General features: G+C 62.1%; 4 protein-coding genes. 1 reads left to right on the forward strand and 3 read right to left on the reverse strand.

The window, feature by feature from the left end; all coding sequences use genetic code 11:
• The 3 genes from H1Y01_RS08660 to H1Y01_RS08670 all read right to left on the reverse strand — a co-directional run.
• A partial coding sequence (locus tag H1Y01_RS08660; protein ID WP_180540043.1) for a non-ribosomal peptide synthetase occupies positions 1–3,881 on the reverse strand: 3,881 nt, incomplete at its 3' end.
• A 2-nt stretch (positions 3,882–3,883) separates the two neighbouring features.
• The gene (locus H1Y01_RS08665; protein ID WP_180540044.1) at positions 3,884–5,164 is read right to left on the reverse strand and encodes a cytochrome P450; all 1,281 of its coding nucleotides are present in this window, start codon (positions 5,162–5,164) and stop codon (positions 3,884–3,886) included.
• A gap of 2 nt (positions 5,165–5,166) precedes the next feature.
• The gene (locus H1Y01_RS08670; RefSeq protein WP_180540045.1) at positions 5,167–7,095 is read right to left on the reverse strand and encodes a non-ribosomal peptide synthetase; all 1,929 of its coding nucleotides are present in this window, start codon (positions 7,093–7,095) and stop codon (positions 5,167–5,169) included.
• A gap of 173 nt (positions 7,096–7,268) precedes the next feature.
• Between H1Y01_RS08670 and H1Y01_RS08675 the strand changes: the two genes are divergently transcribed.
• A partial coding sequence (locus tag H1Y01_RS08675; protein ID WP_180540046.1) for an SDR family NAD(P)-dependent oxidoreductase occupies positions 7,269–7,919 on the forward strand: 651 nt, incomplete at its 3' end.

Consider the following 7,919-nt stretch of genomic DNA (forward strand, 5'->3'; position numbering starts at 1 on the left):
TCCGCCAAAACCGCGACATTCGGCTCTCCGAGCGACGTGGAATGTGTGCCTGGAACCTCATACGCCGCAAACGGGCCGGCAACAACTCCCTCCCAGCCTGGGGCATAATCGGTCCCGGCCGGGCGATCCGCGCTTTGAAAAAGGGCTACGGGCGCGTGTAGCGGCGGGGGGGTGTACCGTAGGGCTAGCTCCGAGATGACGTGGTCGAAGTCCGAAGAGCGGAGCGGGTTGCGCCACTGAATCTGTCGCCTGGCCCGCTCCGCCAGGTATTGCGAGACACCGGCGGCGTTGAGATTGGTCAGATGCTTCCAGTGATGCCGGAGCTTGCGTTTGAGCCTGTCGCTTCTGGGAACGGAAGTGTAGTGCCTGGGATTTGGCGCTCCAAGCAACGCGACAAATCCGACCTCCTCCCCAAGCTCTTCCAGTTGGACAGCTACCTCGTAAGCGAGGATCCCGGCCACGCACCAGCCGCCGAGCGAGTAGGGCCCTCGCGGGTGCGTGCTACGTAGTTCATCCACGATTAGCCGCGCGACATCTTCCAGACGGCCCGTCACGCGCACCTGCGCCTCGATTTCATGCGGCAACGAGACGGCGTGCAAGCGGCAAGCAGGGCGCAACCGCGCTGCCAAGTCCCGAAAGTAAGCTCCCGCGTAGATCCAGTCCAGACGGAGTTGTCCGGTGGGCGTCGCTCCTCCGATACCCGCCGACGCGCTGCCGTGGACGGATGGAGCCAGCAATGCAGATAATCCGGCAATTGTTGGATTCTCAAACAGCGCGGAGATGGTGAGCCGTTTGCCGAACTCGATTTCGATACGGCGAAGCATGCTCGCGGCAAGCAGCGAGTGGCCGCCGAGGGCAAAGAAGTCCTGATTGATGTGCGGGCGACCGGTATGGAGCAGCTCTGCCCATATGCCGGCGACGCGGCGTTCGGTCTCATTTCGGGGTGCGCTGCATTCGATAGTGGAAAGCGCTGCGCTGCCTGGTTCGGGTAGCGCGTTCCGATCCAACTTACCGTTCGAAGTCCGAGGCAGGGTTAGCAGCTCGATGAAACGGGACGGAATCATGTACTCAGGCAACTTGCGGCGCAGATACCCGCGCAACGCGCTCGCATCGACGGCGCCTTCCACGTAGGCGACCAACGCGTTTTCGCCCGACGCATCGGGCCACGCTTTCACAGCGGCGCCCCGAACTTCAGGACATCGCGCGAGAGCTTCCTCGACCTCCTGCAACTCAATACGGAAACCACGAACCTTGACCTGACTGTCTACCCGGCCCAGAAACTCTAAAGTGCCGTCGCCGTTCCAGCGCGCCAGATCGCCCGTGCGATAAAAACACTCTCCGGAGCGAAACGGGTTCGGGACGAAGCGTTCACGCGTAAGGGGCAGCCGTCCGACGTATCCCCGAGCGACGCCGGCGCCGCCTATATACAGTTCGCCGGTCACTTCGGCGGGGAGCAGTTGCAACCGCCGATCAAGCACATAGACCTGGGTATTATCTATGGGCCGGCCGATTGAAATTATCGCGGGCCCGTGCTCGACCTTCTGAATCAGCGACCACACGGTCGTCTCCGTGGGTCCGTACATATTCCACAACTCGCGGCAACGGCAGACCAGATCGTCCGCCAGAGAACGTGAGAGCGCTTCTCCACCGCAGAGTACCTTCAGACGGGGATCGCCGCGCCAGCCGGTTTCGATGAGCGATCGCCACAAAGCCGGAGTGCCCTGCATGACGGTACACCTGGACGCGATCATCGTGTCCGTCAACCGGTGCGGGTCTTTCACGGTTGGGTTGGAGGCGATAACGAGCGTGCCCCCGGAGACGAGCGGGAGAAAAATCTCAAGTACCGCGATATCGAACGAAAGGGTTGTGACGGCGAGCAGCGAATCGTCCGCGGAGAAGCCGGGCTCGCGCTGCATGGAGCGGAGCAAGTTCGCGACCGCCGTTTGGGGAACCGCAACTCCCTTCGGTACACCGGTGGATCCGGACGTGTAGAGCACGTAAGCCAGACCCGGAGGATGCCCGGACGTATCGCGATGGCGGATGCTGATTTGAAGGTCCGTCGCGGTGACGCATAGGTCAGGGTTGGCGTCCGTGATCACGAATTCCCGCCGTTCCGCGGGAAGATCCGGATCGAGCGGCAGGTACGCGGCGCCGATTTTCCAGATCGCAATCAGCGCGATCACCAGTTCAAGCGAGCGCTCGACCGAGAGGGCGACTAACGAGCCGGGCGTTGCTCCGGCCTCGCGCAGCCTGGCGGCAAATGCGCTCGCGCGGGAATCGAGTTCGCCGTACGTAAGCTGCTGGTCTTCGAAGATCGCGGCGGTGCGCGAGGGCGAATTCCGGGCGGCTAGCTCGAACATCGCGATCGGCCGGGGAGCGGGTTCATCCACGGTCCGCCCGGCGCCGGCTTCCGTCAAATCGGTTCGCTCCCGGTCCGTCAGCAGCGGCAGCCATGCGAGAGGCGAATCGGGGTTTGCGGCGATCGCTTCGAGCAGCCTCCGCAGGTGACCGATCATGCGCCGGATTAACGCGGGCCGAAACAGCGCCGCACTGTAGATCAGGCGGCCGGATAGACACTCGGGCCCTTCGACGAGGTCCGCGAACAGATCGAACCCCGAAGCTCCGCTATGGACGTCAAACTCCGTCAGGCTCCAGCCGTCGGGAAGCTCGGACGGGTGCGGGCGAAGGGAAAACAAGACCTGAAACAACGCGTTGCGGTTCAAGTCTCGCCTGGGAGCAAGCTCGCGCACGACGGCGTCGAACGGAACGTCACTGTTCGCGAGCGCATTGAGAACCCTGTCCCTGATCTGCTTGAGGAATTCGCGGAAGGATAGAGAAGCATCCACGCGGCTGCGCAAAACGACCGTGTTCAGCAGATACCCGATCAGGGGTTCGATCTCCGGGCGATTGCGAATGCTGACTACACCGCCCGTGGTGATTTCTTCCTGCCCCGAATAGCGGTGGAGCAGAACGTGAAAGGCTGCCAGCAGCGTCATGTAGACCGAAGCGCCTTCGCTGCCGGCGAGACGCTTCACGGCTTTCGATAATTGCGGGGTGAAAGCGAACGGCTCCATTCCCGCACGCCACGCGGGCGTTGCTTGGGCCGGGCGGCTGACCGGCAGATCGAGGCGCGGAGCTTCGGGACCATGCGCGTCGCAACCCAGAGATTCGCGCCAAAAGTTCAGTTGATGCGCGTAATCGCCGCGCGCGAGTTTCCGCTGCTGCCACGCGGCGTAGTCGCTGTATTGAATCGGCAGATCGGGAAGCGGAGACGGTGAGCCTGATAGAAAGGCGCGATATACGCTCGCCAGTTCCGGGAGAAAGACGCGGTACACGGACACGCCATCGAAAACGAGGTGGTGGAACGTCAGATAAAGCCGGTGATCGTCTTCCGCTAACCGGAAAACGCGCGCGCGCAACAGCGGCGGCTTTTGTAAATCGAAGATCGCGCTTGCGTCTTCGGAAGCCACGCGCACGGCTTCGGCCTCTGCTGCCGTGGCCGTGAGGTGCGTTAGGTCAACGAGGGGAAGGGCAACATGGAGGTGCGGATGCACGATCTGAACGACACCGCCCGGAACCTCCGCGAACCCGGTCCGCCAGATGGCGTGCCGGCTCACGATCTCATTGAACGCCGCCTCCAGTACAACCGCGTCCAGGAATCCGCGCTTGCGGACGGTGATGGATTCGTTGTAGATCGGGGCGTCCGGTGCGAACTGGGAGTGCAGCCAGAGCTGCTGCTGCCCGCAGGAAAGAGGAATCTCCTTTCCGGAGACCGGCTGGATTGCGAGCTCCGCCGGTTTCTCAGCCGTCGGCAGATGCCCGCCGCGCAGGCGCTGCAAGAGCTGCTGCCGTAGCTCCGAACTGGTTTCCATGCCCGTCATGATTAATTAAGGAATCCCACCTTAAGGAACCCCAGTTTGTAAGTGACCGGTACGATTGGCCCAGGATCGAAGCGCACCGGCAAAGCGCACAGGCCCCGCAATCCGAGATTCTCGTGCCATTCCAGCCGGTCCGAAGCGAGCTCCAGATTGCGCAGGCGCTGCACCAGCGCGCCGAACGCGATCTGCCCTTCAATGCGAGCGAGCGGCGCCCCGAAGCAGAAATGCGCGGCCCAGCCGAACGCGAGATGCCGGTTATTTTCGCGCGTCAGGTCGAGCCGATCGGGATCGTCAAAGCGCTCCGGATCGCGATTGCCCGCGGCGATGACGGCGATCACGGACTGGCCGCGCCGGATCTGTTTTCCGCCCAGGTTGATGTCCTCGTGCGCGACGCGCGCCGTGTGCTGGATGGGGCTCTCGTACCGCAGCAGTTCCTCGACCGCGGACGGCAGCAGCGACGGATCGTCCAAAAGCAATTGCAGCTGATCGGGATGCCGCAGCAAAGTCAAAATGCCGCTGCCGATCAGATTCGTGGTCGTCTCCTGCCCCCCAATCATGGTAAGGATGCAGTTCGCGATAATCTCTTCCTCGGTGAGATAGGTTCCATCCGGAGCTGCGGTCGTAAGCGCGTTCACCAGCCCTTCGCGGGGGTCGGTCGCTTGTCGGCGGATGGCTGCGCGGAAGTAGGATGTCATCTCATACACGCTCTCGAGAACGCGCGCCACACGGTCGGGATTGTGCTGAAAATTTCCCAGGATTTCAGCGAAATCGATCGACCATTTCTTCAGCGACTCATGATCTTCGACCGGCAGGCCGAACATTTCCGCCGTCACAATCGCGGGCATCGGCGCCGCGATATCGGCCACAATATCGGCGCTCCCCGCCGCGATACAGCGGTTGATCAGGCCGTTCACGATCTCCTGAATGTGCGATTTGAGAACGGCAACGCGGGACGGTGTGAACGCGTTCGCGCAGACGCTGCGCAGACGGGTATGATAGGGCGGATCGCGAAACAGCATCTGCAGTTTCATGACCTCGACGATGGGAGCCAGCGCGCCGAGACCCATGTTGTTGAGTTGTTCCGTCGAGAGCGTGCGATCGGCCGAGAACTTCTGGAGAACGGTCACCACGTCGGCATAACGCGTTACGACCCAGGCATGCAGGAACGGGTCCCAAAAAACCGGATCCGATTCGCGCAGCTCACGGTAGAGATGATAAGGATCGGCGGCGATTTCCGGTTCGAGCAGCCGGCACAAACTGAGCGAAGTATCGATTTCAGTCGGCATGTTCAGTCGGCCTGGTTTGCGGAACGGGGCGCGCCTAAGAGACTTCTGATCTCCTCGTCCGAAAGGGAAGCGATCCGCAGTTCGAGCTGGCGATCCACCTCAGCCGCGAGTCGCGCAACAGTTTTGGCTTCGAATAAGTGACGCGGCGTCAATTGCACCGCGAACCGCTCATGAACGCGCCCCGCGACCTGCGTGGCCAATAGCGAATGGAACCCGAGCAGGAAGAAGTTCTCGTCCGGGCCCACTTCATCGACGCCGAGGAGACCCGCCAGCATCCGGCCCAGTTCGTCTTCCATCGGAGATTTGGGCGCGCGATAGTTCCGGTCCCGGATCAGGTTCTCGGGGGACGGTCCGGGAAGCGCGTGGCGATCCAGTTTGCCGTTGAAGTTCAAGGGCAGCGCCGGCAACTCGCAAAAAGCCGCGGGTACCATGAAGTGCGGCAACCGCTCGGAAACGAAGTTGCGCAAATCGGACGCGGATACCTCTGATCCTTCGAATTTCACGATGTAGGCGACCAGCCGCTTGCTGCAGCACTCACCATGGACGGCGACCGCACTCGCCCGAACCGATGGATGCGTGTTCAGTACCGAGACGATTTCATCCGGTTCAATCCGGTTTCCACGCAGTTCCACCTGCGCGTCGGCGCGGCCACAGAACGCGATCTGGCCATCGGGAAGGAAGGAGCCCAGATCGCCGGTCCGGTAGAGGCGCGCGGCCGGCGTCGAGCTGAACGGATCCGGAATGAAGCGCTCCTGGGTTTCGGATGGACTGTTGCGATAACCGCGCGCAACACCCGCGCCGCCGATGTAGATTTCACCCGTCTCGCCCGGTTTCACCGGGTTCCGATCGCGATCCAAGATGTAGACTTTGGTGTGAGCGATCGGCTTGCCGATCGAGGGAGGCGCCGGGTAAGCGCCAACCGGCGTTACCGCTCCCGATGTCGCGACGACGGTGCATTCCGTCGGTCCATAGTTATTGAAGACGACAGGCGCAAAAGACGGGGATGGAGTTCGATGCAGGGTGTCTCCGCCGGTCAACAGGTAGCGGAGCGCCGAACCGGCCGGCCAGTCGCCCGAAAGAATGACTTCGGCGAGCGCGGTCGGCACGAACGAGACCGTAATTCGTTGCTGAATGAGCCAATTCCGCAGGAGCTCCGGAGACGTACGCACCTCGTCGTCGGCTAACACCAGAGCCGCGCCCGCAGTCAGGTGCGGCCAGATTTCCCACACGGCTGCATCGAAAGCGATACCGGCGATGTGGCTCGCGCGGTCCTCATGCGTGATGTCGAAGAAGCGGCGGTGCCAGAAGATCAGGTTCAGCAGGTTGCCGTGCGTAACCTCAACACCCTTGGGCTGGCCGGCGGAACCGGAAGTGAAGATGATGTACGCGAGGTTCTCGCGCGAAACGGGAGCTGGTTCACTCAACGGGTCGAGACCGTCCACAAGGCGCTGCACGACATCGAGGTCAACTACGTGGCGCTCGTCTCCAGGCGTGTTTCCCGAAACGATTGCGGCTTGCCCGCCGCGGGCGATTACGAATCGCGCGTCCGCTTGTTCGAGAATCTGAACCGTTCGAGCGGGCGGCCATGCCGGATCGAGAGGCAGATAGGCGCCGCCCGCCATGAGGACGGCCAGCGCGCTGGTAATCAGATCGAAGGAACGTTCGAGACACAGCGCGACCGGAACATCCGGCCCGACGCCCAGGAACACGAGATAGCTCGCCAGGCGACTCGCCCGCGCGATCAGTTCGGCATACGAGAGAGTCTCCGTACCCGACGCGAGTGCAACCCCGCCGGGATGGGCAAATGCGGCTTCACGCACCAGGTGCGCGACACAGGATCGCCTTCTACAGGCTTGCCCCGTCGGGAGCAGAATGGTTTCGCCGCTCGGCTTCCCCGACGGGTTTGGCGGAATTACTTCAATTGCAGACATAAAGTATCTAATGACCGCGGCACGGAACACCTCAGGAGACACGACGGGCTTCCGCACAAGAGTACGGTTCTAATTCCGTACATCGACCAGGGCGCGAGAAAACTATAGGGTTCTCTGCGGCCCCTGGTACTTGCGAGAGCGATACAGCACAAATAGGACTTACAATTGACCCAATGGCCAAGACGGCACTGGTTACCGGCGCGTCGGTGGGAATCGGTTACGAACTGGCGAAGCTTCTGGCCCGCGACGGCTATGAGCTGTTTCTGGTCGCCAGGAACTCTCCGAAACTGGACGAGGTTGCGCGCGAGTTGAAGGGTACGGCGGTCGCGGCTGACCTGTCGGATCGCGAAGGCGCCGGCCGGGTCTTTGCGGCGCTTCAAGGCGCGGTCCCCGATGTTCTGATCAACAACGCCGGGTTCGGCATGGTCGGCGCGTTTGTCGAGCAAGAGCTGAAAACGCATCTGGACATGATTCAGGTCAACGTCACATCGCTGGTTGAACTGACGCGGCTTTTTCTCCCCGGCATGATCGCCCGTGGCAGCGGCCAGGTGATGAATGTCGCTTCGACCGCCGCTTTTCAGCCGGGGCCGCTCATGGCGGTCTACTACGCGAGCAAAGCCTTCGTTCTGAGCTTTACCGAGGCGATCAGCGAGGAACTGCGGCGCACGGGGGTGACGGCGACGGCGCTTTGCCCCGGCCCAACGTCGACCGAGTTTCAGGCACGCTCGGGGGCGGAGAAAACCAAAATCTTCACGTCCGGTGTAAAGGTCATGACGGCGGCCGAGGTTGCGCGCATCGGTTACGCGGCGATGCTCCAAGGCAAG

The organism is Nevskia soli (genome assembly GCF_903970205.1).
GTDB lineage: Bacteria > Acidobacteriota > Terriglobia > Bryobacterales > Bryobacteraceae > Bog-113.